Source organism: Methylomonas aurea, from assembly GCF_024505045.1.
Lineage (GTDB): Bacteria > Pseudomonadota > Gammaproteobacteria > Methylococcales > Methylomonadaceae > Methylomonas > Methylomonas aurea.
The window spans coordinates 96,385-122,428 of the sequence record NZ_JANIBM010000008.1 but is presented as its reverse complement, the minus strand read 5'-3'; the positions used below and the strand labels follow the sequence as shown (position 1 = coordinate 122,428).

Below are 26,044 nucleotides of genomic sequence, written 5' to 3'. Positions count from 1 at the left end.
CGAAGCCATGAGCAAACCGGTAAACCGCCAAGTAGTCCTCGATACCGAAACCACCGGTATCAATCCGAAAGAAGGCCATAAGGTCATCGAAATCGGTTGCGTCGAATTGATCAACCGCCGGCTGACCCGCAAGCATTTCCACGTCTACTTGAATCCGGACCGCGAAATCGATGCCGGAGCGATCGAGGTGCACGGCATCACCAACGAGTTTCTGCGCGACAAACCGCGCTTCGTCGACGTGGTCGACGATTTCATGGCATTTACCGCCGGCGCCGAGCTGGTCATCCATAACGCACCGTTCGACGTCGGCTTCTTGAACCACGAACTGTCGCTACTGCCCGGCGAAACCCGCACCGTGGAAAGCAACAGTAGCGTATTCGATACCCTGGCTTTCGCCCGTAAAAAACATCCCGGCGCCCGCAATAGTCTGGACGCGTTGTGCAAACGTTACGGCATCGACAACAGCCATCGGGAATTGCACGGCGCATTGCTCGACGCCGAGATTCTGGCGGACGTCTATTTATTGATGACCGGCGGCCAAGCGTCATTGCTGGACGACGGCGAACAACAGCAAGATGGCGGCGAGCGTGGTATCGTCAGATTGCCGGCGGAACGGCCGCGTTTGAAAGTGATTGCCTGCGGCGCGGAGGAGTTGGCGGCTCATCAGCAACGTTTGGCCAAAATCAGCAAAGCCAGCGGCGGACTCTGCCTCTGGCAAGAATAAAACCGGCGGTGTTTAGCGTGGGTTGCCGCCGGACTCGGCCAGACCGGCAATGGATTTGGCCGGCATTGCCGGCACGCTGATGTCGCTTAACGCGGCTTTATCCAGCGTTTGCAAGAATTGCTCGATGGCGCTGCCCAGCAAACCGGTCAAGCCACAGCCGTATTCCAAAGGGCATAGCCCTTGTTTCTTCGGATTGAAGCACTCGGCCATCTGAAACCGGCCTTCGACTTCGCGGACCACGCTGCCGATACTGATTTCCCGGCCGGGCCGGGACAAGCGAATGCCGCCGCCTTTGCCGCGCACCGTCCGAACAAAGCCTTTCACGCCCAGTTTGTGCACGACTTTGACCAGATGGTTACGGGAAATACCGAAGAAATCGGCCAGCTCGGTAATCGTTACCAATTTTTCGTTATTGACGTTCAGATATATCAGCACGCGCAGCGCGTAATCGGTATGGGCAGTCAGTTGCATGTTCAGTCCTCGTTAAAGCTGCATTTGAAATAAATGTTAATGGCGCTTACACTTGCCGTAAAGTTGCATTTAAAAAACACCTTAAAAACTGAACCAACGGTGGTAACCGATGCTGATCGAACCCGTGGCCTTATCCGATTTTTTTCTGAGTTTTTTCAGTGCGGCATTGATTATTTTGCTCGCCGCACTGTACGCGGCGCTATTCGCCTGGAGCAAGATCGCCGGACGGCGTTCGCTAGGTATCGCCGCCTGGGTGACTTACTTCGCTTTACTGGTTTGCGTCGCACTGTTCAGCTACGTCAACCATTTCAGCGGCTATTGGCTGGCGCTTTCGCTGCTGATGGCGCTGGGTTACGGCTGGATGCCGCGTTTCATCTGGCGATTGTGCGCTGCGACGCACCAGCCGGACCACCACCATCACCAACCTGGAGGTCACCATGACTGAACAAATTCCACCCCGCTGGGCGTCGGAAACTTTCTGGAAGAAAACCGCAATCTGGGTCACCGGCGGCTCATTCGTACTGCTAGTGGTATTAACTTTCGACTCGTTGGCGAAGATTTCCGCCGGCGGCCCGCGGGTGCCGGCTTACAGCGTGATCAACAAAGACATCGGTTACCGTTTCGATAAAAGCAAACAGCGTTACCAGCCCGTGATCGGCGACGACGCGCCGTTGTTCGGCAAAAGCTTGAGCGAAGAGGAAGCGGAAAAGCTAGTCGATCTGGGCAAGAAAACCGTGCAGGCGAAAAACTGCATGAACTGCCACACCCTGCTCGGCAACGGCGCCTATTATGCGCCGGATCTGACCAAGGCCTGGCTGGACCAGGGCTGGATCGCCAAAGAATCGCGCGAACAGATGATGCTCAATTTCCTGCTCGATCCGGAAAAGAACGCCCGCACCTTCGGTTCCAACCGCAAGATGCCGAATCTGGAGATCACTCAACAAGAGGCCGAAGGCATCGTCGCTTTCCTGAAATGGATGGCATCCATCGATACCAACGGCTTCCCGCACAATTTCAGAGCACTCGGCGCAGAGGACTAACACCATGACAGCGACAACTTTCCAAGACAAAGCGGCCGCCTGCTGGTCCGGCTGCAAGCAACGCCACGCCGAGTTCATGGCCAATCCGCATTTGAGCGGCGGCCAGAAACTGGCGGTGCACTACTTCACCGTCGCCATGGTGCTGTTCATGGCGCAATTGCTGTTCGGCCTGCTGGCCGGCCTGCAATTCTTGTTTCCAAGTTTTCTTTACGAAATCCTGGATTTCAACGTCAACCGCATGGTGCACATCAACGCCATGGTGGTGTGGATGTTGTACGGTTTCATCGGCTCGGTGTACTGGTTTCTGGAAGACGAAAGCGGCGTCGAAATCGTCGGTCTGAAATGGGGGCAATTGGCATTCTGGGTACTGACCGGCGCCGTGACGCTGGTGGTTTTGGTCTACCTGTTCATCCAGTTCGGCGCCGGCAACGACACCTCGCTGTGGCTGATCAACGAAGGCCGCGAATACATCGAAGCGCCGCGCTGGGCCGACATCGGCATCGTCGTCGTGGTATTGACGTTCTTCTACAACGTCGCCGCCACCTTCGCCAAAGGCCAATGGTCCGGCATCGCCGGCGTGCTGGTGCTGGACTTGGTGGCATTGGCCGGTTTGTATCTGGCCGGGATGTTTTACGTGACCAACATTTCGGTCGACCAGTACTGGTGGTGGTGGGTGATCCATTTGTGGGTGGAAGCCACCTGGGAAGTATTGGTCGGCTGCATCATGGCCTGGAGCTTGATGAAACTGCTCGGCGTGCGCCGCCAAATCGTGCAAACCTGGTTATATATCGAAGTGGCGCTGATGTTCGGCTCCGGCATTTTAGGCTTGGGCCACCATTATTTCTGGATCGGCACGCCGGAATACTGGTTCAGCATCGGCGGATTTTTCTCGGCCTTGGAACCGATCCCGCTGGTAGCGATGGTGGTGCATTCGGTCTACGATTCCGGCGTCCATCGCTTTAAAAACAGTAACCACCCTGCCCTGGCCTGGATCATTGCCCACACCTTTGGCAACTTTCTCGGTGCCGGCGTCTGGGGCTTCATGCACACTTTGCCGCAAATCAACCTGTACACACACGGTACGCAATGGTCGGCCTCGCACGGCCATCTGGCCTTCTTCGGCGCCTACGCCACGATCAATATCGCCTTCTTTTACTTAGCGGCGCAACAGGCGCGCGGTAACGTTTGGATGGGCGGCGATCTGGCCAACGGCTGGCGCTGGAAAGCGGCGGCGATTTTATTGAACCTCGGCGTCTTGGGTATGACCGTAGCGCTGTTGATCGCCGGTTATGAGCAATCCTTCATAGAACGCGCCGTCGAAGGCTCGACCTGGGCCGGTTACTTCGCCGCGCAAAACCACCCGTGGTTCATGCAAGCCATGGTCTGGCGCATGGTGTTCGGCTTGATGACCGCGGCCGGCGGCGGCTTACTGTTCTGGGATCTAGTGGAAATCGGCAAAGGCGAACAACGGCCGGCCGCAGTAATCGCTAGCCAAGCCGAATAAGCGGTTATCGACCCAACCGGGCAAGCACCGACCGGCTTGCCCGGTATTCCGTACCTCAACTCGTTCCGCTGCTAAAGCTGGCGCAGCACGAACACGCTCCTCTCTTGTTGTCCCGGCCGTCAGTCCGAACGCAACACCGTTGCCCCAAAAGCGTGTTAACACTCCATTCTGACGGTTCCAAGCCAAACGCCGTAGGCCCTAAAAATTACAGGCGCTAATGCAACCATCCCGGAACCGGTTCGCAAAAGTGTGACTACCCGGCCTTATTTTGCCGAATCCGTTTGTTGGATCGCGGAAATCTCTTCGATACTGTCTATCAAGAATGCTCGGCGTTCGGAATACCGATAACAACAATAACGAGAAAAACCATGACTTTCCCCAATACCCGTAATTTTGGGCCAATCGCGGCGGCCGCATTAATTTTCAGTACGCCGGCAATGGCCTCCTTCGTCAATACCTCGCCGCTGATCAACAGTTCGCGTAGTGCGCGCAATGTCGATAACGGTTATGCCGGCCTGAAATGGACCTTGGGAGAAAGTTTCATTCCTGAAGTGGTCGTCGGATTTCGCCATGCCAACGTCAGCTCAAACGGCGAAACCTATGGCGGCGATATTTCGTTTTCGTTTCGGGTTTGGGGTGGACTGCAACCCGGACAGATCCGGTTGAAATACTTTAACGGCGCCGACTACCTGCAAGGCGAAGTCGGCGGCGGCTACGATTTCAAAAACGGCTTTTTCGTCGGCGTCGGCGGTAAAGCGCCGTTCTCCAGCGTCGGCTTGGATTACCAGTTTAACGGTCCGGTGCCGTTGGTACCCTATTTCATGCTGGACTCGATCGGCCAATATCGGAAACCGATCGTCAACTTCAGGTTCACGTGCCCGATAGCTGGACAACATTACAATCCGGTAACCGGAACCTGTGGCGGCGTTATTTAATATCGAAGATGTATTGAGGGGCGGATGCGACAGTCCGCCCGCTGGTCCGAACTCGATGCTATCGCCTGCGCGGGAAACAGATCGGTTAAGCCGCGGCCGCAAAAGGCCCGACAACAAAACCGTTAAAATTTGCACCTGTCAGGCGGACGGCTCTTGGAGGCTTTGCGCACCAGTTGCCACAGTGTTCCGTTCCCTATTCTATGCCGTTAGCACTACTCAGCGCCCATTGGGGGAAAGTATTTGCCGTTGAGGAAGTCGGAGCGTTTCAGCAAAGCCTGCCGCAAAAAATCGTTGTCCAACATCCGCGCCGTGCGGGGCGAGTCATCGAAATGCTTTTCGCCGAAAACCAACCGATAGCACGAACCTAACCGCCCCGGCCAGGGTGGGACACCGGCCGAACTTTAACAGCCCTCCATACGGATACGGTACCAGGTGAAGTGCTCGGCAGGGCCTTTGCCCAATTTCCGCTGTTGAGCCATCGTCGGTACTACCGATGCTCCCAACCGATACACCAATCGGAAAACGCACCGCATGAACCGAACTCGAGGCCATCGATACTATTGCGCCGATTCGTCGCGCACAACCGCATCCGCAGGCCGAGCGTTCGCCGCCGGTTTATGCGCCGTATTCGGCGGCGGCCCCAAGTATTTTTTATAAGCTTCGATCCAATCCGACGAAATTTCTACCTGCGCCTGACGAATTGGAAGGTCTCCGGCACAAACCAATTCGCGCAACTTATTTTCCAGTTCGTCCTTCCGATAAGCGTTATACGGTTGAGTATTGAGCGATTGCGGCCACAGATTTCTGACGGCATTCGAGCCGCCTAATGCCAGGCTGATCAGATGGTCGATTTGGTAACGGCGTGCATTTTGCGCTCCAATACCGTACAAACGAAATACCTGCCTTTTTTCGGTTTCGGTAATCTCCCTGGCCTGTTGGGCGTAGCCTAATTGGCAGACGACATGAATATCGGTCGTCACCGTGTCGCCCGGCGTCAGCCGCGGATCTGGCTTAAGCTGGACCTCGGCGCGGCAGACACCGAAAACGAACATCGCCACCAGCGGCAAAGCCGCCAACACCGAATACGATCTAGCGCATTGACTTCGCATGGCATTTATCCTTTTCTATTGCTCTATTCGGCCGAGTATCGTATCGCGAGATTGCGAAATCTCAATGAAAACCAGAGCGAGACCAAACGCGTCGGATTCGGCCGCTGCGACCCCAGCCGACGCGTAGCGCACAAAGCCCCCAAGCCGGCGAAAATCAAGCATTGGCAAGCCGCTCCAATAGGCTAAAAACCAGATTGGCGTAAGCAGCGGCTTCATTTGTCGCCTGCTGGCTGTCGAGTTGTTCGGATAAAGCCGCTTGCACTTTAGGCCAACTCAACAATGGCCGGCCGTCCAACGTATAAAAAGCCAGAGCGGAATCGATCGCATCTCCCAAACGCGCCCGTAGGTGCGCAGTGATGATATTACCGCCCAACGCCGAGCCTTCGATCACGTAACGGCAGCCGCACGCCGCGGCTTTCGTCGGTATCGTCAGCGAATGATTAGTGCTTGCGGGAAGCGGGCAGCCCAGAGCGGTCAAGTCCCGCGTTAGCAAAGGCAGTCGTGCTTGATAAGACAAGCCCAACGCATTATTCGCTATCAAAACCGGCTCGACCACCGTATAAAACCGGTAATGCGTCGTCAGCACTGCCGCATAATCCGCTAGGGTAACTTCAGCCAGCAGCAAGCGCCGGAATATCGGCAGCGCTTCGACGGCGCGATGCCGATCTTGGGTCAGTTGGCGTAAGACCTTAGCGGCGCAAGAATTGCTCGGAACGCCCCGGTCGGCTGAATCAGATTGCATCGGTACTAAACATAGAGGTTTTGCAATAGATCACGCAATTTGTGCAGCAATAAACGTGATTCGTTTTCCCAAGGCCGGCTGTATCCCATGCGTTTTTCCAGCCATTTTTCGAAGGAGCGGCGCGGCGCAATGCCTAGCCGGCCGTCGTGGTATTCGACCGGTTTGTCCGGATTGCCGCCCCATGCCACTTCGTGGATGTGCTCCATGCGTGTCAAATAGATTCTAAGCACGATGCCCGCTTGAGTGGTCAGACGCATGGCCATGATTCCGGCAACCTCGGATAACGGAAAATCCGGGAACTCGCGCCTCAAGCTATCGCATTGCCAGACCAGTTCGCCCGCTTCGTGGCAAAACCAATCGTCGATGTACCCGAGGGCTTCCGCTTCGAAACCGTGTTCGCAAACGATAAACCTGTCGCCCAAGGCTAAGCAAATGCCGTCGGCTTTGAATTCACTAACCAGCCACGGTGCCAGCTCCGGCCAGGCCGACTCGATAGCACCATGGCGCTGGAGCAGATGCTTAACCTGTTCAAAACGTTGGGTCAACCCATCTATCATGCGGATGCGGCGGCGAGCATGAAAACTGGTTATTGCGACGCTATAAGCGCGAACATGTTCGGCAGCCAACTCCAACGTCTGCGGGGAAAGCAAGCTCGACTGCTGCTGGTGGCAGGCGACCAGCGCCGTCAAAGCGCCATTGACGACGACGGGGAAAGACAAGGACGACCTGACCCCCATGTTGCTTAAATACGTCCGGTGTACCGGCGAGACGCTACGCAAATCGACCAAACTCAAGTCGGCTTGGTCATCGTTACCCAGCAACGCAACGGGATCGGCCAAGGCATCGGCGATAAAACGCCAAGGCGTTCGCAAATACAACTTGCGCGCGATTTGCGGAATGTCGCTGGCTGGGAAACGCAAGCCCAGATAAGTACCGTAATGGCCGTCGGCAGCAACCGTTTCGGCGATGACCTCGCCGTCGCCGTCTTCCCTGAACAAATACAGCATGACGCGTTGAAAGCCGGTGATGGCGGCTACCTTTTCGGTCAACGCCTGCTGCATTCGCTCGATTTCGGCCTCGCTGTCTGGCGTTTGCGGCAAGAAAATACCGTGCGAGGTTTGGCGCCAGGGAACATGAGGCAACAATTCAAAACTGATAGCGCCGCTATCGAGCCGGTTTAAAATCACATCGAGCGGGCGATCCGCTAAAGCCGTTTTGTATAAGATCAAGCGCCGCGAACCTTGATTGGAGAACAGTTTCAGCCAATCGGCCGGCTCCGCAGGCAGCGTGCGACCCAGCCATCGCTCGGCCGGCAGCGCGGCGAACCGTTCAATATTCTCGGAAACGCGGTCGCAAATGCCTTGCCCGTTGACGATAATCAGCGCACCGTGAGCTTGAATCGCGCCCGACAGATGCAAGGCTTCCTGTTCGCACTGATCGAGAAAGCGTGGTTTCATAACCGCAGTCCTGCCAATAAATCCTCGAAATTGTCGGTTTCCAATGGTTTGGAAAATAAATAGCCTTGGTAGATGTCGCAGCCGTTTTGCTGCAGCCAGCGCAGTTGCTGCTCGTTTTCAACGCCTTCGGCGACGGTTTTCAAGTTTAGCGCTCCGGCAAGGCCCAGAATCGCCCGGGCAATGGCTTCGTCTTCGGCTCGCTCGCCCAAACTTTCGACGAAACTCTTGTCGATTTTCAATTCGGTCAAAGGCAGATGCTTCAAATAACTTAAAGACGAGTAACCGGTACCGAAATCATCGATCGCGATGCCGACGCCGGCTTCGTGAATCGCCAGTATATTATTTCGGACCGTAACGCTATTTTCCAACAATGCGCTTTCGGTGATTTCGACTTGAATTTGCCTTGCGGCGACGCCGTAACGCTGCAAGGAGCTCAACATTTTATTGGCGAAGTGGATTTCCCGAATACTCTTGGCCGATACATTGAGCGCAATGGTCGGAACATGCAGGCCCTGGCCCAGCCAATAGGCGATTTGCGCCAGCAACAGCTGCAACACATGTTCGCCCAAATCCAACATGAACCCGCTGCTTTCCGCAATCGGAATAAATTCTGCCGGCGATATGTCGCCCAGTTCGGGGTCGTGCCAGCGTAGCAAGGCTTCCGCGCCGATCAACTGTTTGCCGGCCTCGATTCGGTATTTGGGTTGGTAAACCAATCTGAGCCGTTTCTGCCGGATGGCCTCACGCAGACCGCTTTCCAGCGCCTGTTGCTTCAACAGCTTGATTTGCATATCGGGTTTGAACAATCCGATACGATTGCGGCCTTGCTCTTTGGCGCGGTACATGGCCGTGTCCGCGGCTTTGATCAGCCCCTGGCTATCGTTGCTGTCTTCGGGAAAAAAGGCGATGCCAATGCTGGCAGAAATGAACAGGCTGCGCCCATCGATCTCGAACGAAGCGCATAAATCGTCCAGCAAGCGTTGCGCGATGGCTTGCGCCGTTTTGACGTTGCAATCGGACAGAATGGCGGTGAATTCGTCGCCGCCCAAACGCGCAACCGTATCGATGTCGCGCACGACATCCGTCAACCGCGCGGCAGCCAGTTTCAGCAATTCGTCGCCATAATCGTGACCCAGGCTATCGTTGATGTTTTTGAAATTATCCAAGTCGATGAACAACAGCGCCACCTGGTTATTGCTTCGTCTGGCCTTGGCCAGCGAATGTCTTAACCGGTCTTGAAACAAGGCACGATTGGGCAAACCGGTCAAAGGATCGTGCGTCGCCAGATATTCGGCTTTACGCTGCGAATCTTTGATACTAGTGATGTCGGAAAATACCGCAACGAAATGCTCGGGGTTGCCATCTTTATCGTCGATCCGATTGATGGTCAGCCACTCCGGAAAGATTTCCCCGTTCTTGCGTTTGTTCCAGATTTCGCCTTGCCAATAGCCTTTCTGATTCAAGGCTTGCCACATCGATTGGTAAAACTCGAGACTATGGCGGCCGGATTTCAGCAGAAAACCGACCGTGTGGCCAATGCTTTCCTCCATCAGATATCCGGTGATATGAGTAAACGCCGCATTGACCGTTTCGATAACGCCTTTGGGGTTGGTGACCGCGATGGCTTCGCCGGCCTGTTCGAAAACCCGTGCCGTAATGCGCAATTGCTGTTCGGCATGTTTAGCGGCGGTAACATCCTCGGCTTCGGTGATAAACGCGGTCGGAATGCCGTCCTCGTCCTGCAAGGATTGATGTACTGTGCGCAAGTGGTGGGTTTCGCTGCCGTTATTGATGACATGTTCGCACACCACAGCTTTTTGCATGCGCAAGGCCTCCAGATCGGCGCTCCAGATTTTGGCGGCCAAGTCTTTGGGCAAAAGATTGAAATCGTTTTTGCCCAAATAGCCTTCGGCCGGAATGTCGAAATATTCGAGAAATCGCCGATTGGCGTACAAATAATCGCCCTTGGTGTCCTTCATCGCGAAAATGACGGTAGTGTTTTCCATCAATGCGCTCAAACGCGACTGAGATTTCTGTAATTGAGTCTGCGCTTGACTGATTTCTGTAATATCGATCAGGGTCGCGACCAGGGTAACCACGTTGCCGGTCGCGTCCAGACCCGGAGTGATTGCCAGTTGCAGGCAGCGCTCGTTAAACTTGACCGCACGCTCGATACGGTCGGCATGCGCCAAGGTGCTGCCCAGTAAATTGTCCAGATGCTTCATCGATTCCGGCAGGCGCAGGCGACTGACATGTTGCCTCAGCGCAGTGGGGCGCAGGTCGAAATGGCGGGCCGCCGGCGCATTGAAGCGGATCAATTGGCATGCGCGATCGAACACCAAAATCGGAAATTGCAACGCGTCGTACAAGTGCGCGTATTCTTCCGTCAGCCGCGCCAATTCCTGGGTCTTGACGCTGAGTTCCTCGTTTAAGCTGATCAGCTCTTCGTTGGTGGCCTGTAATTCTTCGTTAGCGGCCTCCAATTCCTCGTTGGTCGCTTGCAACTCCTCGTTCGAGGCCTGAGTTTCTTCATTGAGCGCCTGCATTTCCTCGTTGGCGGTGGCGAGCTCTTCCACCAATGCCTGCAAATGTTCGCGGGTAGCGACCAACTCGTCTTCCAACGCCCGGTTAGGAGTCAGGCCGGCGGGCTCGTCGTTGGCGGCGTCTGCCCTATCCGGCACAAACAGCACCAACCGATATTGGCTATTGCTATCGGCAATCGGCTCGACATAAATCCGAAAGCGCTCGTTACTCAACTTACGTTTACGCCCGCGCTGAGGCTTGCCGGTTTGTTCGCACTGGTGCAACAACGTCAAAAGTTCGCCGCGCAATTGCGGCACGCTGACATCGGCAATCGACAGCCGGGTGCTCCCTACCGGAAATTGCAGGTAATGGTCGACCTTTCCGACGGTATGCTGGATATTGCCTTTACTGTCGATCAGGGCGGCCGTCACCCCATAGTGCCTGACCAAACCGGATAGCAACGCTTCCTGCTTATGATCGCGCTTATGCAGCGGCGACTTAAAACTGGCCGTATTGACCGGGCCCGGCAATATCGCCGAGTCGCCGGTTTTTTTGAACAGGCGTTCGCGGCGATCCAATGGCGTGAACAATTGTTCGGCCTGGGCCACACTTTCCGAACGTCCCAGGAATAAACAGCCTTCTTTCTGCAACCCGAAATGAAAGGTTTGCAATACCTTGGCCTGCAACGGCGAGTCGAAATAAATCAGAACGTTGCGGCAAGACACCAAATCCAGGCGCAAAAACGGCGGATCGCTGACCAGATTGTGCCGAGCAAACACGATCATGTCGCGCAGCAACTTGCCGGCCTCGTAAGCTTGGTTGGCAGGACTGAAATAGCGGCCCAATAACTCCGCCGGCACTTCCGCCATCGAGGCGGCAGGGTAAATCCCACGGCGCGCGACATTCAATGCATCGTCGTCGATGTCGGTCGCAAATACTTGCACTCTATGGTGCTGCAGCCGTTCGCCCAATGCTTCGGCAATGAGCATGGCGACCGAGTAGGCTTCTTCGCCGCTGGCGCAACCGGCAACCCAAACCCGAATCTCGCCGCCCGACGGCTTGCGCTTGCAAAGCTCTTGTATGGAACTGCCCAGCGCGGCAAATGCCTCGCGATCCCGAAAAAAAGCGGTCACCGAAATCAAGATGTCGCGGGCCAAGGCATCCAATTCGCCGGAATCGCGATCCACCCAGTCTAAGTAATCTTTCAATTCCAACTTGGAGGTCGCGATTTGGCGGCGGCGTACCCGCCGCAACAGAGTGCCGATTTTGTACCCGGAAAAATCCAGATGCAGTTTGTCGCGCAACTTACCCAGCAATTGGTCGAGCTGATCCGGCGGCGGGATGACTTCCGGATTGGGTGCCGGCGTTTCCAACAATTGCTGCAATCGCGCCCCAATGTCTTCGGGGGGTAGAATATGGTCCGCGACCCCCGCTTCGATGGCGGATCTGGGCATACCGTCGTATTTGGCCGACTCCGGCGTCTGGGCAAAGGTAAATCCGCCAGCCGCTTGGATCGCGCGCAAGCCGGCGACGCCGTCGGAGCCGGTGCCCGACAGCACGATCCCGATCGCGGAATCGCCTTCTTCTGCCGCCAGGGAAATCAGAAATTGATTGATCGACGGCTTGGGAACGACTTCCGGCTGGGCAGTCACCAAAATCAAATGGCGCTCTTTGATATAAGCGTTGTAATTTGCGGGAACGACGTAGATGAAGCCGGCTTCCGGTAGATCGCCGTTTTGCGCCTCCTTGACCTTGAGTACGGTCTCCCGGCTCAAAATCTCCACCATCATGCTGCGGTAACTGGGCGACAGATGCTGAAGCACCACGTAGGCGCAAGGTAACTCGGGGCGTAATTGGCTGATGAGTTGGCTAATAGCCTCCAATCCACCTGCCGATGCGCCTATGCCGACGACGTAAAGCTTGCTCGATGAATTGGGTTCTAACATTGAGTGGGTTGGGCGATTCGAAATACCCGGGGTATTATCCATAAGTAGGTGGGATTGTCACGGCGCAAACTTGGCGCGCGGTCAACAATCGCCGCGATTAGCGACCGGAAATCCGGCAGCAGTCAGGCAAGCTTCGCACCGATTTTCCCGACGCGGCGGGCGGATAACGCCGGCGCTGGCGGCAACCGCGGCAGCGGCTGCTTAACCGGAAAAGCGCCCAAACCCCAAATCAGACCGATCCTGAACCTGGGCTGCGGAAGCGGTCAGGCTTAACTTAACATGGTCCTTCCCTTAGGCACTGCAGCATTATCAATTCGCCGATCCTGATCGGCTCCGCATCCGGCTCGATGCAAACCGACACATGCCCCCATTCGGTGGGAAGAACGAACTGGAAAAAATTTCCGTAGCGCACCACCAAATAATCAAGGCCGCCGCAATCGATATTGCCGCGTTGCGAGGCTAGTTTCAACAAGGCGGGATTGACCAATAATTCCTCATATCGGTCGCTCTCGGAGCTGCTTGCGCCCGATAGGCCGGTCCTTGACTTCGACCGGAGCTGTCCATTCCGATAGACGGCAACGTAGCGAATGCTTTCGGACAGCCGAAAAATGCTATCGATCATGCTGTTTCTCTTCATAATAAAAGGAGGCCGCCGTCCCCGAACGTATCGAGGCTGACATCACACATGAAGAATGCACTGTCCGCCGCCATCACCGGGAAGCCGGCACGCGGTTCCACCTTCGCAATCTCGGCATAAGCGCTGGTTGGATTCACCAGGCGCTTACTGCCAGCGGTCGGCAACCGCTCATGAATTGGCCACTAAAACGCCGCGAAAATCGGGTAGTAGGCTAAACAATCGCCTGACGAACGGTCTTTGCGAATCAGGCCTTATCGCATATCGCTACTTTGCCCCGCCTCAATGCCCAAAAACCCGCCAAACCGGACAAAAACATCCAGGCAGCGCCGGGCAACGGAACCGGAGCCACCGTATGGTAAGACAGTTCGACCCCTGGTGCGTTGGGAGACGTGATGCCGGCGCTGAAGGTGTTCATGAAATTGCCGTAGACGGTCTTTTCTCCGGCGTCTCCGTGGTAATACACATAGGTGCTGATATCCATGCCGGCGGAAATCGCAAGCTGAGCACCGATATAGGTTTGAAAATCGATGGTCTGTACGATATTGGGCGCCGTGCCCGAGAATGGCAGCCCGAAGGGTCCGCTATACGAGTTGTGCACGCTATCCCCTGCCGTTTCGATACCATTGCTCGCGGCACTCCACCACCAGTCCTCGCTCATATCGTTCATGCCATTGTGATCGGGGTCATATTTGTCTATCCACCAAGGGTGTTCTTCACCATACACCCGGTCGATATAGCCCCAGCTCCTCGATTCGTTAGCTTCTTTTCCCTGAAAATCGAAGGCGGCCACTACCTCGGGGTTGTTGCCCGGCCCGATCAGGTGGTTCGAGTCGGTAATTCGGTAGCTGCCATTGACAACAACCCAACCGCCAGATGCGACATCATAACCATTGGTAATCACACAGGGTATGGTCGTACACCCCTGTTGGGTGGAGTAAGCTCCGTCGAAATTAATGGCCAGCCGGAGGGTAACCGGCGAGCCAACGGAAAGACCGGAACTTCCGGCATTGACGGTCAGGGTTTTAGTGAAACTCGCCGCGATGACTGACTGTGCGTCATTAGAAGGAGTTTCGTTTTGCCCAGGACGCGCCCATGAATACGCCGAAGCCCGCAAAGTTTGGCTGGTCGCGTCAGCATATCCCGAGGTATGGTTTCCGGTGGGAGCCCCGTCCGGATAGACGATTGGCGGGTGCTGCCCGGGGGCGTAGTAGTTATGCTTCACCGGCGAATGGTCATCCGAGTGGGAAAAGTGTGTAGTCGTGTTGCCGCGGTACTCCCAACCGGAAATTTGCGATGCCGCATGGACATGGCCCAATGGAATCATTACCAGGCCAAGAACGGCCGACGCATGTTTTAACATTTCTTTGCTCCGAAAGAATAAATACGAACTTCTTGAAAAACCATAAAAAACAGGACCTGATCGTGCAAACCTGCTTTTAAAAACTCTTAGCCTAAGCCGCGCGGAACCGATGCGGGCAATTTAAAGAGGCCGGCTTCCCCAAAGTGGATCATCCTTTTCCGATGTGAGCCGGCCGAAAGATTACATTGCGCTTCCTTGTGCCGGGTTCATCCTCTAGCGGCTGGCGCAGAAGCCAAAGCTGGTCGACGCGCCGCCCGCCAGGGTTGCATTCCAGACTTCACCCTTGACCTTCAACAAGATGCCGGACTGGCCATAAATGCCGTTCCACAAATTGTCGACCCTGCCCGCGATGTTCAAATCGACAGACCATTGCTGGCCGCTAACGCCAAGATTGTTGACGGTAACGGTCGCGCAGTAACCGGAGCCCCAATCGGCGTCGACATGCAGGCTGTGCTGAATCTGCCCCGGATTGGCATCGGTTTCGTCGCCATCCTCGGCGGATGAGCAACCGGGATCGTCCGGGTAATCGGCCAAGCCGTCGCCGTCGTTGTCGAGTTGGTCGCTGCAAACCGCCGGTGCCGGCGAACGGTCGGCACAGAAACCGAAATTGGCAGTTCCGCCCGGCGCCAACTCCTTGTTCCATTCGTCGCCGCTAGCCGTCACTTGCTTGCCGGTCTGCGTGTAATTGGCGTTCCAGATGTTGCTGATGCTGCCCGCCGCTTCGAAGCCGGTTTGCCAAAGCACCGTGGCCTGTTTGTTGTTGCGAACGGTGACGTCGGCGCAATACCCCGTTCCCCAGTCGCTGCTAATCGCCAGGTTGGAAGGCAAGCTAGTCAGCACCGGCCCGTTGGATTCGTCGCCATCGTCCGCTGCGCTGCAACCCGGATCGTCGGGATAATCGATCCAGCCGTCGCTATCGTTGTCCACGCCGTCGGTACACGCCGGCAACGGCTCGACCTCGTTATTGTCGGTTGGGGACTGGCACTGGGGATCGTTCGGGAAGTCGGTCAAGCCATCGTGATCGTTATCGATGCCGTCGCCGCATTGCGAAGGCACGCGCGGCGCCAGCGGCAGCGCGCCATTGGCGTAATAGCGCTGAATGCCCAGTCTCAGGAAACCGCCGTCGTCGTCGCTGTTCAAGGCCGGCAAGTCGTTCAGATGGTCGGTACGATTGCGCGCGCGATTGTCGATCGGCGCCGGGTCCTCGACTGCGTCCTTCACGTAATCGAAATAGCGGGTCTGATCGTCCTGGCCGGCGCCGAACAGCAGCGCCACCACCCCGGCATCGCGAAATTGCTGCAGACGCGTCGTGTCGCCGCTGTCCACCACCGGCTTCAGGAAATATTCCGGCCGATTGTCCTGATAATGGTTGGGCGTGTTGTTGCATTTGCGGTACAGGGTATTGCCGACCGGAATCTGCCAGATGATGACGTCCTGATTCAGTTCGCTGTGCAAGCGGGACACGAATTGGCGAAAGCGGTCGAAGTCTTCCTGTTTCCACCAGCGGTCGGGGCCGCCCTGCAACTGGTAAAAGCCCGAATCGCGGTCCGATGTTTCGGTGAACATCACGTCGAATTCGGTATCCAGGGAGCGATAGAAATTGGCGGTTTCCACAGCCAATTTGTCCGGATCGCCTTGATTGACGATCAGGTCGGTGCGGGTAGCCCAGCCCGAGACATGCCAACCCAGGATCACATTTGGCGCATATTGGTCGCGCAACGCCTTCATCAGCTTGGCGAAACCGCGGGCATTGTTTTCGTAACCCGCCGCTTGAGCCAAGCCCGAGCTAGCCACCGCGACCCCGGTCTGCGCAGGATCGCTGTTGCTCCATTCGATATAGCCCCACAGGTCGGGTTCGACTTGCACGACTACCGGATGGCCGAAGGCGGCAATGCGCTGCAATAGGAAGATCCAGTTTTCGAAATAAGCCTTCATCGTCGCCGGCGTTTGCAGGTTGCGGCTCGGCGGCTCTTCGAAGCGGTAAGGCGCGGCATGGACGATTTCATAATAGGTGATGACCGGCGTCAGGCCGGCTTGATGGCTCTCCTCCAGCCATTTGTCGGCGAAGCTGCCGTCGGGCGACAACCACTTACGCCAGTCGTCGGCGCCCAGGCCGCCGGTGAAATATTGAAAACGGTAGCCGAGCGGCATGTCGGCGTGGCGGCCGGCCTCTCCGACCGGACTGTTGCCGACGCCCATTGCCAATATCGGCGGCGTATTGCCGGCCATCGGCAGCGCAGAAACGGCCGGCGCCAGTATCGACAAGCCGCAGGTTAATATCACGGCTTGCGCCGATGTGAAAAATTGATGTTTCATATTTCGGTTCTTAGTCAGTTAAAAACGTATCCATAGTAGTGAGACCGGCAAGGCAAAGTCGTCACGAATCGGTCATGTTTCGGTCGCAATCGGCACAAGACTGGAGATAACAGCACGCTCGTCGATAGGCGCTATCCCGCGAAAGCGATTTGTCTAGCCGCTCGGTTGATTAACCCGTAAAAAATCGCAGCCTCCGGAGAGTAACGGCAAACCGCGAACAGACTAGGCGGTTGCCGCCAACCTCCGTCCCGCCGCCCGACGCATCCCCATCAGCGCCAGACCGCTCAGCATCATCCAGGCCGCGCTCGGCAACGGCACCGCCGAGGTAGTGGCGTGCAGCACCACCGAGTTATCCAGATATTTCACGTCGAAATGCCAAGAAGGGTCGAAGCCAAGCGCGACGATATGGGCAAAGGTGCCGGTCAAGGCCCCTGGATTGAAGGTCATCAGGGTAAAATCGCCCGCGCCGAAGTTGAAACCAGCCAACCCGGTAAGTTGCAACGTGCCGCCGAGTTCCACCTTGCTGTTCAGGCCTTGGAAGCTCAAGGTGTCGAAGCTGGATAACGAAGCCAGCGTGAAGTCCAACACCCCGCCGGCCGATTGCTTGAAGGTGCCGCCGTTACCCAAGTCTATGGTCAGGCTGCCGACCGCGTCGCCGCTGCCGGCGCCGATTAAGCCGGCGTTGGTCAGGCTATTGTTGGAACCATACAAGGATATGGCCCCGTCGCCATCAATTCGGCCGGTATTGCTAAAGATTTTGCCGCTCATGTTGGTTTCGAAGCTGGCATTGCCGGCAGTCGTTATCGTACCGGCGTTGCTAAAGCCATTGGCCGTCGCTGCACCCTGCATGCTGATCCGGCCGGCCTGTACCTCCACTGTGCCGCTGTTATTGAAAACCGCGTTGATCGTGGTGGTACCTGCGCCGCTGCTATTGCGAAAAGTGCCGGCGTTTTTGAAAACGCCATAGCCAGGCAGGTCACCCAGATCGGCGTAAGTGCCGGCATTGATCTGTCCGCCTTGCGCGATCCAGAGCGCTCCCGCTACGTTGTCGATGCGGCCGGCACCGCCGCTGGCAGTGCTGTTCATGTTGACGCCGCCATTCATCGTCATTACCCCTTCGTTACGCAGGACGCGCCCGGCATCCAGACTCAGGGAATTATTGATGGTTGAAGCGCCTTGCAAGATGGTGGTACCGGCTTCTAATTGCACGGCATTGGTCAAATTGGCAGTACCGGCTACAGTCAGGTTACCCGACCCTTTCAATAAGCCGCCGGTGCCTTGCGTGAAGTTGGCGGTTTGCCAACCTTTATTGAGGTTCAGCGTCGCATTGTTGCTCAGGCTGGTATGGCCGGCGACATTAACGCCAACGTTGGCATTCAAGTTGCCGTTGGTAATTGCCACCTTGCCCGCCACGTCCGTGGTGGTACCGTCGTTCAGTTCGTGAGTGCCGCCGTTGAAATTCAGTTCCGCGCCGCTGGCGACTTTCAAGATGCCGGTATGGGAGCTGCCGGCCGCCAGTTCCAGTCTGCCGGTTTGCACATCGACGGTACCGGTATTGTTGAAGGCCGCATAAAACCGGGTAGCGCCAGCGCCGCCGCTTTTACGGAAGGTGCCGGCATTATTGAATACTCCGTAGCCCGGTAGCTGATTGAGGTCGGACGGATAGCCTCCTTGGAAATCATAGCCTTGCGCATCCCATACTGCCCCGGCGACGTTGTCGATGCGACCGGCGCCGCCACTGGCAGTTCTATTCAGACTGACGCTGCCTTTCATCGTCATAGTCCCTTCGTTGCGCAAGATACGGCCGGCATCTAGGCTCAGGGAGTTGTTGATGGTTGAAGCCCCCTTCAACGTGGTGGTTGCTGGTCCCGATTGTACGGCATTGGTCAAATTGGCGCTGCCGGTTACGGTCAGATGGCCTGTCCCCTGCAAGAAGCCGCCTGTGCTCTGGATAAAGCCGGCGGTTTGCCAGTCTTGGTTGAGGTTCAATGTGGCATTGTTGCTTAGGCGGGTGGTACCGGCGATATTGGCGCCCGCATTGGCAGTCACGGTGCCGTTGCTGACTGACAGCGTGCCCGCCACGTCCAGCGTCGTGCCGTCGTTCAGATCGTGAACACCGCCGTTGAAATTCAGTTCCGCGCCGTTGGCGACCTTCAAGGCGCCGCTATGCGTACCGCCGGCCGCCAGTTCCAGTCTGCCGGTTTGCACCTCGACCGTACCGGTATTGTTGAAAGCCGCGTACGATCGGGTACCGCCAGCGCCACCACTCTTGCGGAAGGTACCGGCGTTGTTGAATACCCCGTAACCCGGCAATTGGTTGAGGTCGGCCGTCGCGCCAACGTTAATGTCGTAACCTTGCGCATCCCATAACGCCCCGGCGGCGTTATCGATACGGCCGGCGCCGCCGCTGGCACTGCTATTCATATTGACACTGCCTTTCATCGCCACCGCGCCTTCGTTACGCAAGATGCGGCCGGCGTCGAGATTCAGCGAATTATTGATGGTTGAACCGCCTTTTAGGGTCGTGGTTGCATTGCCTGATTGCAAGGCGTTGGTCAAAATGGCATTGCCGTTAACGACCAAATGGCCGGTGCCTTGCAAGTATCCGCCGCCTTGCTTGAAATGGCTTACTGTCGACAGACCCGTCGCATTGTCGGCCGTCGCCGCACCGTTCAGAGTCAACCCGCCGCTTTCGATGACCAACGTCTCTTCGCCGCTATAGGTATTGACACTATTGATTACGTAAGGTCCGCCAGCCCAGTTGCGAATAATGCTGTCGGCCGTTCCCGAGGTATTGATGATGACATCGTCGTCGGCGCCGGGTAATGCAGATTGTCCGGGCTCCCAGTGATTGGCCCACCAGACATGGGTATCCCAATACCCGGTACCTGAATAAATGCCTTGCGGATTCCAATAAACCTGCTGCGCTGAAGCAAAGCCACACGCCAGCAACGAAACGATCGCCGCGCTGAGCTGTCTGCGCCGGAACTTGGCATGGTGGATAGCATTGTTTTGTAATCTTTTCATAACTATTTGTTTTAGGTTTGTCGAGTAGGAGCTTCTTTCGTGCAATGAGGGAATTCGTCGGTTACTTTGCTGCGCATGGTCCCCGTGTTATGCACAGCCACGGCAGATGAATAGGGAACCTGCTCATTGGCTATCTAACGCCCTAACTGGGGAGAGCGCGTGTGAGCAAATCGTCGGTATCGATGAGGGATTTGGTTCCATCTGATCGGCCACCCTTATTTCCAACCGGTCAGCAGGTCGTTGATGGTATCTTCAGCGCCGCTGCACAAAGGAGGCTCAAAGCCGTTGGGGCCGCCGGGGGCGGCACCAGAGTCATTCAGGACTTGGCTAAGCTGCTGATGGCTGATGTCCGGACAGGCGGCATGGGCCGAACCGTATGCCTTGCCGAGGGCCATGGCAAACCGGGAAAAAGGGTGGATGTGACGTTTCATGATATCTCCCGATAGAGTTGGTCTCAAAATTCCGAGAATCGCGGCACACGGCCGAAAACGGTATACAGCTTAAAAAAGCTTCGGGTACAAATCGTCACGAAACGGTTTGGTTTTGGTCTCGTTTTGGCATTTTGCGCCGGATTCAACGGCTTGCCAGTCAACGGCGACCGATTTTTTCTTGGAACGGACGTGGACGGCATCCGCCTGGCGACCGGCAAGCTTGCCGGGTCCAAATAGCGGCAACATTGCTTCTTGTAATCCTTGCGTCACGAAAGATTGATGAGAACCAGATTCGAAAGCCGACTCCGCGCCCCCGGGTTGACTCTGATGCCACCCTTCGCATGATCGAAATCTGCGACGGACTATGGCTTTATAGTGTTCCAAGTTACAATCGCGCCCAAGGGAACCTCTGAAAATTATCCGTTCGTGCCGAGTTAGTCGAAGCACGGGCGGATAATGCTCTGATTTATAAGGGCTGCCGTTCGCACTGAGTTAATCGAAGCAATTTTTAGCGGTCCCTTAGGTTAAATAACTTTGTCCCGGCCGGCACCGGCCCCCACTCCAACGGAGCTCGATGCAAATTCACCGGCTAAAAATGTCAATAGTACGTTTGGCAATCTATTTCCAATCCCATGCCGGTTAAGATCATAAACACCAATCGTCCCATGTTTCCGCCCTACGCTCCGCAGGCAGTTTTTTGGGTTGCTGCCTTTGTTTCGCCGCTCCAAACTCGGAACCCGGTATAGTCCAGGAATCGCAACGATACAAGACGTCAGGAAACGGTGGAGTGTCGTTTATTTTTCATATTGTTGCGGATTCGTCTTAATCGGAGAGTCCGAAAATGTCTAATCAGATGCTCGCTTTCGACTACTTCCAACTCGACCCGGCCGGCGCCCGGCTACTGAAGTACGGCGATAGGGTGGCGCTGCCACCCAAGGCGATGGCCGCACTGGTCTATCTGGTGGAAAATCGCGGCCGTCTGGTCGGCAAAGATGAATTGCTGGACGCGGTCTGGGGCCACCGCTTCGTCAGCCAGAGCGTCTTGAAAAACACCATCGCCACGCTCCGGCAAGCGCTGGACGACGAGTCGAAAAATCCGCTCTACATCGAGACCGTGCACCGGTTGGGCTACCGCTTCATCGCCGCGGTAAACACCGGCACCACCGCGGCTACGGAATCGGCCAAGATGGCCGCCGTTCCTATATTGGCCGGGCTGTCCCGCCTGATCGGACGGGAAAAACCGCTGGCCGAACTCGGAAACCTGACGAAAAAAGCTTTGGCCGGCCAGCCGCAATTGGCCTTCATTACCGGCGAACCGGGTATAGGCAAGACCGCGCTGATTGAGACCTTCCTGCAATCGTCTGCCCTTCCGGCCCTGACGGGACGTGGCCAGTGCATCGAGCAATACGGCCAAAGCGAACCTTACCTCCCCGTGCTGGAAGCGCTCAACGACCTGGTGCGCCAAGACGAAGCCCGTCTATCCAAGTTGCTGAGTCAAGTCGCCCCTACTTGGCTAGCCCAGTTACCTTGGTATTTGAACCAAACCGAGCCGATGGCGATGCAGCAGGTACTGGCCGGCGCCAGCCAGCTACGCATGCTCAGGGAATTTGGCGAGCTAATAGATCGATGCGCGGCCGATCGGCCACTGATCCTGGTCTTGGAAGACCTGCACTGGAGTGACCACGCTACGCAGAATCTTTTGGCCTATCTGGCGCGCCGCAAGCAGATCGCACGCTGGTTGATCTTGGGCAGTTACCGGCCCGAGGACGTGATGCTCGTCGACCACGACCTCAAGCACGTCCTCAGAGACTTGCAGATACAAGGGCTTTGCACGGAAATACCCTTGGAGCCGCTCTCGGAAGCCGCCATCGGCGCATATCTCTCAACACATGTGAAAGATCCCGATCGGGCCGCTAACTGGGCACGCGCACTTCACCGCAAAACCGGCGGCCTGCCGTTTTTCCTAATGCAGTTGATCGAAACCGTTCAAGCCGGGCGGGCCCCAGAAGAAGACGTTGCGATACAGACTGCGGCGTTGCCCGAGAGCATGCAACAACTTTTGGCATACCAGTTCGACCGCCTGTCGGACGGTTACCGGCTTATTCTGCAAGCCGCCAGCGTCGTTGGCATGACCTTTTCGGCGGAAACGGTGGCAACGGCGTTGGCGCTTGACTGGGTCGAAGTCGAGACGCGCTGCGAAAACCTTGCGCGGTCCAGACACTTCATCGAACCGGTCACCGATATTCCGGGACACTACGGTTTTCGGCACGCCTTCTACCAGAAGTTTGCCTACCAGCATATATCGCCCCTACAGCGGGCTGGCCTACATTTCCATGTCGGCGAGTGGCTGGAGTCATCCCGCAAGCGACCCGAGGAACTGGCCACAGAGCTGGCCCTGCACTTCGAACGCGGTCGGCACTGGGAAAAGGCCGTCAAATACTTGCAACTGGCCGCAAACACTGCCGTGGCTCGGCATGCGCTGCACGAGGCGGCACAATTACTGAGGCACGGCCTGGCCTTGCTGGAAGACAAACTGACCGGTTCGCCCGAATACGCCCGCTACGGCACGGACCTGAACACTCTTTACGCGATGATACTGCAGGCCATCCAGGGTTACGGGGTGGACGCTCTCGAGGTCATCTACCGGCGGGCGCTGGAGTCGGTGGATCGGCTCGGGGACACGCCGCGCCTACTACGCGTACTATGGGGCGTTTGGGCCTTCCACTACGTGCGCTCCAAGCTCGATCTTAGCCTGGATTACGCTCGCCAAATGCAGGCCGAAGCGGAACAAGCCGGTGATATGGCAGGCTTGATTGGCGCCCATTTTGCACTGGGAACCACCCACATGAACCGTGGCGAACTCGATCTTGCCCTGGCCCATGCCCGGCAATGCCTGGCGCTTTACGAGCCGAACAGCCACGGCGCGTTGTTTCGACTCTATACCCAAGATCCCGCGGTCTGTGCGCGCTATTGCCTGGGACTGGTTCTCTGGCTGAAAGGCTTTCCCGAACAGGCGATGACTGTATTTGACGATGCGCTGGCATTGGCCGAAAACCTCGGCCATCCCTTCAGTCTGGCCATCGCCCTGAGCGCAATGGCCTGGCGGCATGTGGACCGCAGAGAGCCCAGCAGCGTACTGGAACGTTGCGAAGCATTGGAGCGATTGGCCGAGGAACACGGTTTCCTGTTGTGGCAGGCCATGGCCGCCATCATGCGTGGCTGGGCAAGCGCGATGCTGGGGCAGGCCGAAGAAGGCATCCTGCGGATCCAACAGGGACTGGCAACCTGGCGCGCGACCGGCTCCCGATGGATCGCACCGCGCTATCTGACCCTCCTCGCCGAAGCCTATGGCCAAGCCGGGCGAATCGAAGAAGGTTTGTAAGTTTTGGACGCAGCCTTCGCCGAAACCGAGCTTTACGGCGAGCGTCGCTACGAAGCCGAAATCCACCGCCTGAGAGGCGAGTTGCTAATGCAAACCGGCAATGCCAATCCGCTAGAGGCGGAGGCCTTTTTCCTCCAGGCTCTGGCCGTCGCTGGCCGCCAGGGCGCCAAAGCTCTGGAGTTACGGACGGCGACAGGCTTGGCAAGACTGTGGAAAAACCTCGGCCGTAAGGACGATGCCAGAAAACTGCTGAGCGACAGCCTTGCTGGGTTCAGCGAAGGCTGGACCACGCCGGACTTGCAGGAGGCCAGTGCGCTACTCGCTCGAACAGGCGCCTATATTGCGTCGAGTCCTTCATGCGGCGCGGGACGGCCGCCCGACCTCGCCGATTGCTAACCGCTCGCCTGGAAAGCACCGACCCTGGCGTTCGGTAGCGGTCTGAGCATGTTAGGCAGCGCCTGGGCGAATTTCGCCGTTATCGAAGGCGTAACCGGCCCGGAAGCCGGCTTACCGGGTTCGGCCGGGGTCGATACGCTCCCTTTTCGGCGACTGGCATGCGTTTGCCGCCGCTGCGCCTTTGGCAAACGGCCGTAGACGAATTCTCTCTGGAAGCCGTATCGAAAGCGGTAAGCCATCCCGGACCAATCTTCCTCGGCCGTCACGAACTGCCGCAGGCGCGCCAGGTTCTCCAAACATGCCTCGACTTCGGCGTTACCCTCATCCAACGCATCAGCCACCGCATCGGCAGAGAATGACATGCCAAGCGCGCTAGCGGCTTCCAGTATTCGCCGATAGCTATCGGGCAGCCGTTCGAACTGCCGTGCCAACAACAGCGCCATGCCCTCGGGAAGCGCGACGCCAAATCCCTCCGGATTTGCGTCGTTCGCCATGATTTCACCAGGCATGTTATCGACCAAACTGACCAGGAAGTAGGGCAAACCGCCGGTTTTCTCCAACAGGGTGCTTACCCAAACATCGGGCACTTGCCGATTGGGGAAACGCCGCACAAGAAAATGTCTGACCTCCGCCTCCGACCAGGGCTGCAAAGTCAAATCGAGGCATAAACCTTTTATCGCCAATTCCCGCCTTACGGCGATCGAGGCGTGACCGGTCAGCAACGCATCATCGGAACGGCAACCGGCGACGATCATCCAGCGTTCGGACTGCCTGCGCCGAGCCAGATAAGCCAATAGATCCAAAGTGGCGCGGTCGCTCCAGTGCAAATCTTCCAATACCAAAATCAAAGGTTTTTCCCGAGCGCCGCGAGCCAGAAACTCGCCAAGCTCCCTGGGCATGCGCACCGAAGAATCGACCATCGGTGCTTGCCGGCTATGCGGCCAAACATTTTCTCGATACCAAGGCAGTTGCGTTAGCCAGGTCGGAGCGACTTGGCGCATCAACTCGAGCAAACGATCGGCCTCCTGCCGCAGCAGATCGTTCAGTGCTTCCAATACCGGCAGATAGGGTTCGCTTGGACCATAGTGTTCGAAGCAGTATCCTCGGCCGCAGACTGCACGTAACGAGGCGACACCAACGAAAGTTTCGATTACCGCTGTCTTGCCTACGCCGGCCTCGCCGTTGACGAACGCCAACCGGGGTCGACCGTCTGTGGGGTTATCCAGAATTCGCCACAGCTCCGCCAGCGGCTGGTTCCTTCCGACCAAGGGAATATCGCAGCCGCGGCCGGTATCGGCTCCAGCCACCGGCTGCGACGGGAAGGGACCGCCGGGCGCGGTATCGGCAATGAAACGGTAACCGAGCTTGTGGACGGTTTCGATATAGCGCGGAGTCTTGGCATCATCACCCAGCGCTTGCCGGAGCACCGTCACGGCATTCTTCAAAACGCCTTCGGTAACAAAGCGGTGGCCCCATACCTTGTCCAGCAACTCTTGTTTGCTTACCAACCGGCCGGGTTGTTCCAGCAAATAAGCGAGGAAGGCCAACGCCTTGGGAGGCAAAGGCACAATTGTGCCTTGTTTCAACAGACAAGCGGCGGCGCGATCGAGACTATAGATACCGAAATCAACTTTCTCCATGTCTTACCCCCTCAAACCGGTCCTGAGCGGCACGGGCTTTGTGCGGCAATACAAGGATTCGGTCCGAGGCCCCCCTCCTGTAAACCTTGTTAGCGGTGGTTTGGAGTAATAAAAATTCATAGCGGCGGCCACTTATTCCCCTTTTTTCAAACTTGACAGCCCATCTTCGGCGGCTCCGATATGGTGCGATCGTTAGACATCGTGCATGTTAGTGTTTCGTTGCCGCCGGCAGACACCCCACATGTCGGGGTTCAATCTCCGCAAGTCAGCCAAACAACCGAACAAACGAAACAAAATCCGCTCGCGTAATTTATGGTCTCGGTTCGAACGGCAGCCGCTTGATACCGTTGATAACGGACATTCCATAAGTTGAACCGCATCGGTCGCTCATCCAGACAACCGAT

20 protein-coding genes are annotated in these 26,044 nt (G+C 56.7%); 7 read left to right on the top strand and 13 right to left on the bottom strand.

Annotated features, from left to right (window positions below):
• Window positions 1-7 precede the first annotated feature (7 nt).
• Window positions 8-724 carry a DNA polymerase III subunit epsilon gene (gene dnaQ, locus NP603_RS09355; RefSeq protein ID WP_256610608.1) on the top strand — a complete coding sequence of 239 codons (717 nt, stop codon included), beginning with the start codon at window positions 8-10 and terminating at the stop codon, window positions 722-724.
• A 12-nt stretch (window positions 725-736) separates the two neighbouring features.
• Here dnaQ and NP603_RS09350 read toward each other — a convergent pair whose 3' ends face one another.
• The gene (locus NP603_RS09350; RefSeq protein WP_256610607.1) at window positions 737-1,195 is read right to left on the bottom strand and encodes an Rrf2 family transcriptional regulator; all 459 of its coding nucleotides are present in this window, start codon (window positions 1,193-1,195) and stop codon (window positions 737-739) included.
• A 109-nt stretch (window positions 1,196-1,304) separates the two neighbouring features.
• On the opposite strand from NP603_RS09350, the gene NP603_RS09345 reads away from it, so the two are divergent.
• From NP603_RS09345 to NP603_RS09330, 4 genes are all read left to right on the top strand, one after another.
• Window positions 1,305-1,640: a hypothetical protein gene (locus NP603_RS09345; protein WP_256610606.1), complete on the top strand. Its 336-nt coding sequence runs from the start codon at window positions 1,305-1,307 to the stop codon at window positions 1,638-1,640.
• Complete coding sequence (locus NP603_RS09340; protein WP_256610605.1) at window positions 1,633-2,235, top strand: c-type cytochrome; 603 nt, start codon at window positions 1,633-1,635, stop codon at window positions 2,233-2,235. Before NP603_RS09345 ends, NP603_RS09340 begins: the two co-directional genes overlap by 8 nt.
• A 76-nt stretch (window positions 2,236-2,311) precedes the next feature.
• Complete coding sequence (locus tag NP603_RS09335) at window positions 2,312-3,739, top strand: cbb3-type cytochrome c oxidase subunit I (RefSeq protein ID WP_371928818.1); 1,428 nt, start codon at window positions 2,312-2,314, stop codon at window positions 3,737-3,739.
• 368 nt (window positions 3,740-4,107) lie between these two features.
• Window positions 4,108-4,674: a hypothetical protein gene (locus NP603_RS09330; protein ID WP_256610603.1), complete on the top strand. Its 567-nt coding sequence runs from the start codon at window positions 4,108-4,110 to the stop codon at window positions 4,672-4,674.
• 557 nt (window positions 4,675-5,231) lie between these two features.
• Here NP603_RS09330 and NP603_RS09325 read toward each other — a convergent pair.
• The 11 genes from NP603_RS09325 to NP603_RS09275 form a co-directional block, all read right to left on the bottom strand.
• Window positions 5,232-5,783: a hypothetical protein gene (locus tag NP603_RS09325; RefSeq protein ID WP_256610602.1), complete on the bottom strand. Its 552-nt coding sequence runs from the start codon at window positions 5,781-5,783 to the stop codon at window positions 5,232-5,234.
• 154 nt (window positions 5,784-5,937) lie between these two features.
• A complete protein-coding gene (locus NP603_RS09320; RefSeq protein WP_256610601.1) occupies window positions 5,938-6,525 on the bottom strand; it encodes a biliverdin-producing heme oxygenase in 588 nt (195 codons plus the stop codon).
• Window positions 6,526-6,530: 5 nt separating this feature from the next.
• Window positions 6,531-7,982, bottom strand: coding sequence for a GAF domain-containing protein (locus NP603_RS09315; protein WP_256610600.1), 1,452 nt, complete (start codon window positions 7,980-7,982; stop codon window positions 6,531-6,533).
• Window positions 7,979-12,451, bottom strand: coding sequence for an EAL domain-containing protein (locus NP603_RS09310; RefSeq protein WP_256610599.1), 4,473 nt, complete (start codon window positions 12,449-12,451; stop codon window positions 7,979-7,981). Before NP603_RS09310 ends, NP603_RS09315 begins: the two co-directional genes overlap by 4 nt.
• A 274-nt stretch (window positions 12,452-12,725) precedes the next feature.
• Window positions 12,726-13,073, bottom strand: coding sequence for a hypothetical protein (locus NP603_RS09305; RefSeq protein WP_256610598.1), 348 nt, complete (start codon window positions 13,071-13,073; stop codon window positions 12,726-12,728).
• Between the two features lie 11 nt (window positions 13,074-13,084).
• A complete protein-coding gene (locus NP603_RS09300; protein WP_256610597.1) occupies window positions 13,085-13,225 on the bottom strand; it encodes a hypothetical protein in 141 nt (46 codons plus the stop codon).
• A gap of 107 nt (window positions 13,226-13,332) precedes the next feature.
• A complete protein-coding gene (locus tag NP603_RS09295; protein WP_256610596.1) occupies window positions 13,333-14,448 on the bottom strand; it encodes a VPLPA-CTERM sorting domain-containing protein in 1,116 nt (371 codons plus the stop codon).
• A gap of 213 nt (window positions 14,449-14,661) precedes the next feature.
• Complete coding sequence (locus NP603_RS09290) at window positions 14,662-16,764, bottom strand: cellulose binding domain-containing protein (RefSeq protein ID WP_256610595.1); 2,103 nt, start codon at window positions 16,762-16,764, stop codon at window positions 14,662-14,664.
• A 222-nt stretch (window positions 16,765-16,986) separates the two neighbouring features.
• Complete coding sequence (locus NP603_RS09285) at window positions 16,987-19,791, bottom strand: beta strand repeat-containing protein (protein WP_256610594.1); 2,805 nt, start codon at window positions 19,789-19,791, stop codon at window positions 16,987-16,989.
• 215 nt (window positions 19,792-20,006) lie between these two features.
• A complete protein-coding gene (locus NP603_RS09280) occupies window positions 20,007-20,222 on the bottom strand; it encodes a hypothetical protein (RefSeq protein WP_256610593.1) in 216 nt (71 codons plus the stop codon).
• A gap of 69 nt (window positions 20,223-20,291) precedes the next feature.
• Window positions 20,292-20,492 carry a hypothetical protein gene (locus tag NP603_RS09275; RefSeq protein ID WP_256610592.1) on the bottom strand — a complete coding sequence of 67 codons (201 nt, stop codon included), beginning with the start codon at window positions 20,490-20,492 and terminating at the stop codon, window positions 20,292-20,294.
• Between the two features lie 571 nt (window positions 20,493-21,063).
• Between NP603_RS09275 and NP603_RS09270 the strand changes: the two genes are divergently transcribed.
• Together NP603_RS09270 and NP603_RS09265 are read left to right on the top strand one after the other, a co-directional pair.
• Window positions 21,064-23,604: an ATP-binding protein gene (locus NP603_RS09270; protein WP_256610591.1), complete on the top strand. Its 2,541-nt coding sequence runs from the start codon at window positions 21,064-21,066 to the stop codon at window positions 23,602-23,604.
• Window positions 23,605-23,607: 3 nt separating this feature from the next.
• On the top strand, window positions 23,608-24,000 hold the full coding sequence (locus tag NP603_RS09265) for a hypothetical protein (protein WP_256610589.1): 393 nt from the start codon (window positions 23,608-23,610) through the stop codon (window positions 23,998-24,000).
• On the opposite strand, the gene NP603_RS09260 is transcribed toward NP603_RS09265, so the two are convergent.
• A complete protein-coding gene (locus tag NP603_RS09260) occupies window positions 23,997-25,640 on the bottom strand; it encodes an AAA family ATPase (RefSeq protein ID WP_256610588.1) in 1,644 nt (547 codons plus the stop codon). The genes NP603_RS09265 and NP603_RS09260 overlap by 4 nt on opposite strands.
• Between the last annotated feature and the right edge of the window lie 404 nt (window positions 25,641-26,044).

Coding starts and splice junctions, on each gene's coding strand:
- dnaQ (WP_256610608.1), top strand. CDS start 8: ATGAGCAAACCGGTAAACCGCCAAGTAGTCCTCGATACCGAAACCACC.
- NP603_RS09350 (WP_256610607.1), bottom strand. CDS start 1,195: ATGCAACTGACTGCCCATACCGATTACGCGCTGCGCGTGCTGATATAT.
- NP603_RS09345 (WP_256610606.1), top strand. CDS start 1,305: ATGCTGATCGAACCCGTGGCCTTATCCGATTTTTTTCTGAGTTTTTTC.
- NP603_RS09340 (WP_256610605.1), top strand. CDS start 1,633: ATGACTGAACAAATTCCACCCCGCTGGGCGTCGGAAACTTTCTGGAAG.
- NP603_RS09335 (WP_371928818.1), top strand. CDS start 2,312: ATGGCCAATCCGCATTTGAGCGGCGGCCAGAAACTGGCGGTGCACTAC.
- NP603_RS09330 (WP_256610603.1), top strand. CDS start 4,108: ATGACTTTCCCCAATACCCGTAATTTTGGGCCAATCGCGGCGGCCGCA.
- NP603_RS09325 (WP_256610602.1), bottom strand. CDS start 5,783: ATGCGAAGTCAATGCGCTAGATCGTATTCGGTGTTGGCGGCTTTGCCG.
- NP603_RS09320 (WP_256610601.1), bottom strand. CDS start 6,525: ATGCAATCTGATTCAGCCGACCGGGGCGTTCCGAGCAATTCTTGCGCC.
- NP603_RS09315 (WP_256610600.1), bottom strand. CDS start 7,982: ATGAAACCACGCTTTCTCGATCAGTGCGAACAGGAAGCCTTGCATCTG.
- NP603_RS09310 (WP_256610599.1), bottom strand. CDS start 12,451: ATGTTAGAACCCAATTCATCGAGCAAGCTTTACGTCGTCGGCATAGGC.
- NP603_RS09305 (WP_256610598.1), bottom strand. CDS start 13,073: ATGATCGATAGCATTTTTCGGCTGTCCGAAAGCATTCGCTACGTTGCC.
- NP603_RS09295 (WP_256610596.1), bottom strand. CDS start 14,448: ATGTTAAAACATGCGTCGGCCGTTCTTGGCCTGGTAATGATTCCATTG.
- NP603_RS09290 (WP_256610595.1), bottom strand. CDS start 16,764: ATGAAACATCAATTTTTCACATCGGCGCAAGCCGTGATATTAACCTGC.
- NP603_RS09285 (WP_256610594.1), bottom strand. CDS start 19,791: ATGAAAAGATTACAAAACAATGCTATCCACCATGCCAAGTTCCGGCGC.
- NP603_RS09280 (WP_256610593.1), bottom strand. CDS start 20,222: ATGAAACGTCACATCCACCCTTTTTCCCGGTTTGCCATGGCCCTCGGC.
- NP603_RS09270 (WP_256610591.1), top strand. CDS start 21,064: ATGTCTAATCAGATGCTCGCTTTCGACTACTTCCAACTCGACCCGGCC.
- NP603_RS09260 (WP_256610588.1), bottom strand. CDS start 25,640: ATGGAGAAAGTTGATTTCGGTATCTATAGTCTCGATCGCGCCGCCGCT.